The 2,968-nt window shown below is 39.4% G+C and carries 1 protein-coding gene; it reads right to left on the bottom strand.

Annotation, left to right across the window (positions count from 1 at the left end; genetic code table 11):
* Positions 1-61: 61 nt before the first annotated feature.
* Positions 62-2,875 carry a hypothetical protein gene (locus QVP67_RS01045; RefSeq protein WP_022161703.1) on the bottom strand — a complete coding sequence of 938 codons (2,814 nt, stop codon included), beginning with the start codon at positions 2,873-2,875 and terminating at the stop codon, positions 62-64.
* Positions 2,876-2,968 lie beyond the last annotated feature (93 nt).

The following is a 2,968-nucleotide window of genomic DNA, read 5'->3' as shown; positions in this document are numbered from 1 at the left end:
AAGAAGGTGTGCTTTTTGACACACCTTCATCAAATTGAATTAGTTTATCAGTATAGGTTGATTACTTGTGATCAACAACTTCTCCACTTGCATTTACAATGCTACTGTTGGTTCCGAAGTGGATTGTACCAGTGTTAACTACGCTACTTACCTTGATTGTAGTAGAATTCTCTACGTGAAGTTCAGCTTCATTGCTTAAAGTTGCAGCTGTAAAGTTGTAAGTGTTTCCAGCTACTGCACCTTGGAAGTTCACTTTTTCACCTTTAAGTACTTTGATAGACTTAATTGCTGTGGCTACATCGACTGCCGACTTACCATTTGCAACATTTTGACCATAATAGTCGAAAGTGATGTCAGAAGCAGTTTCCAAATGAGAAGAATTAGTAGTATACATACTCTTCAAGATATGGAACATGCTACGGTCAGCATCATCTTCTGCAGAAGTTACGAAAATTCTAGTATCAGTACCATTTGTTGCAATGTGTTGAGGAGCTACGCTCATAAAGCGTATTTCACCTTTACTGTCAGAAGTAGTCTGTACTTCATTACCTTCCTCAGCTGTTACATACAATATACCGTTAGCAGCTGCTACATTCTGAAGTTTTACAATAGTACCCTTGTTGGCATAAACTGCACCACGGTTGTAAAGACTTCCTTCAATAGAACCAGCAATATTAGCATTACCATTCTGTACAACAGCTACTTTATCAAAGTTGTTTGCAACTACACCATTGTTAAACGCTTTAGCATTAATCTTACCTAAGTTTTCAATCACTGCATTGTTCTGGATATAGTCAGACTCAATAGTACCGGCATTCAAAATCTCATTATTGTTGATGAGACTTGGATCATCATTATTGGCAGTCTTGAGGACAGCACCACTCATTACAGTTACCTTACCATCATTAGTTAAAGTTTCAATTTCCAAAGTTCCTTTAGCTACTTCAAGTTCTGCATTGCAATCCTTGCAATCGGCCTCGTACTCATTATTATTAAATGTTGTTACTTTACCACCATTGCTTGTTGCTGTACCGTTGTTTTCAACTTTTTCAATTGTACCACCATCAATAGTCAGGTTCTTGTTGTTCACAATGATCTTCTTCACTTCACCCTTCACTGTTACTGAATTGAAGTTGTTTACTGTAACTTCGCTTTCCAACGTACCTTCCACATTCAATGTATTGTGGTTGTTGATAGTAAAGTTACCATTCAAAGTCGTATTCTTGGCAACAGTTTGAATTGCATTGTTATTCAAAACAATACCATCAGCATATTTGAAGACAACTTTCTTACCAGTTTCAGTAGTAGCTTCATCCAGAGCCAGAGTGTTATCAACATTGAAGTTTACGACACCATCACGGCTGCCATTGAAAGTAACTGTGATGTTACGATTATTCTCTTTCGAGTTTTCTTTCAGCATAGCTACGAAATCTTCTGTGATTTCAACGCCTGCAGCATCAGGTTTGATAGTGAATGTAAGATCACCGCTTCCATAAGATTGTTTCAAGAAACCTTCTACCATCTGCTCCATATCAGCAGTTGAAGCTACGTTGAACTCATTGATTGCTTGGAATGCCAAATCATCGAAACGATTTTCAATGAGCTGATAATAGTTGCTTTCGTCAGCAGGATTCCACGGTTGCAGATTGGCGATGTCAAACCATTCGCTATTGGGAGTTTTAGGAATAAATTTACCATATTCCCAGTGACCTGTACCATCTACGTCATCTTTTATCCATCTCCAGCCATAGATGTCTACTTCGATGTTCTCCCACTCGGCCTTCGTTAATGTAGGAACTACAATGTAAGCATACAACAAGTCGCCTTGAGATACATCACCTTTCAAAATTGTATTTTCAGGGAATGTAAAGCTGTATTCATAAGCCAAGCCTTGCTTATCTTCATCCAAACCGTAAGGAATACGACCGTTTTCAGTTGTACGATAGTTAACCAGACTTCTTACAGTTTTCTTAGTCCAAGTTTTTTGTGCATCATACAAACCTACTGCATAAACTTCATCGCAATCTTCAATTCCTTCTACTGCTTTATCATCAGTAACTTTACGCCAATCTTGCTGACTGTCCTTCAGTGCAGGCTCAATATAGGCAATAGTAGGTAACGCGCTTCCATCTTCAGATTTAAAAGAAATCTTCTGCAACATTACATCTGCACCTTGCCAGCCAAGCATTTTGATCTTATAGCCAGTCATTACACCTTTCAGCTTCACGTCAACAGCAAGCTCGCCATTGGCATTTGCTTCCTGATCGCGGTAAATCTGGTTGTATCCCAAGAAGAACTGGTTGTCTACACCGTGATAATATCCATCTTTTGTAGAATGCTTCACCATCTGTACAGCAGGATTGATATAGTGCCACAATTCGCGACGGTTGGTAGCATTTTCCTGTTGTGGATACATTGAGAAGTAGTTACCTTCAACCAACTTCGCATCATTCTTCCAAACAGCAGCTCCACTTCTTGAAGTTTCATCAGCTGCTGTATAGCGGAAAGGATAGTTGGTCTGAATATAGTTTACCAGTTTATACATTGCAGTCCAATGATCTTGGTATCTCCACCATGTGGTATTAGCATCATCGTGTTCACCCGGACAATCGATACCAGCGCCCCCATTCCAGCTGCTTTGATATTCATCCATCAAATACATGCCAAGCACGTCTTTGCCAGCCTCAAACTGACCGTTTTCGCTGTCATAACGAGTCTCAGCACCGTCCATTACAAGTGTCACCTGACCTACAACAGCACGTCCTTTAGTGGCATCTTGGTTTTCTAAGCCGCTGAATACTTCGTCTTGTGTACAAGAAGCGAAGATGGCAGGTAAAGCCATAGCAGCTAAATACATTTTAGATTTCAGTCTCATAATATAAAATTTTAATTAAGATATTAGTAATAACAAACATAATTGCCCACTCTGAACTTAGTTCATTCCCGGGTCATCAGTAGATACCACAAA

It is taken from the genome of Bacteroides sp. CAG:633 (assembly GCF_000435115.1).
Taxonomy (GTDB): Bacteria; Bacteroidota; Bacteroidia; order Bacteroidales; family Bacteroidaceae; genus Bacteroides; species Bacteroides ndongoniae.
This window is presented reverse-complemented; position numbering and strand designations above follow the sequence as displayed.

Excerpts from the sequence above, each read along its gene's own strand:
- QVP67_RS01045 (WP_022161703.1), bottom strand. The coding sequence starts at position 2,875 with ATGAGACTGAAATCTAAAATGTATTTAGCTGCTATGGCTTTACCTGCC.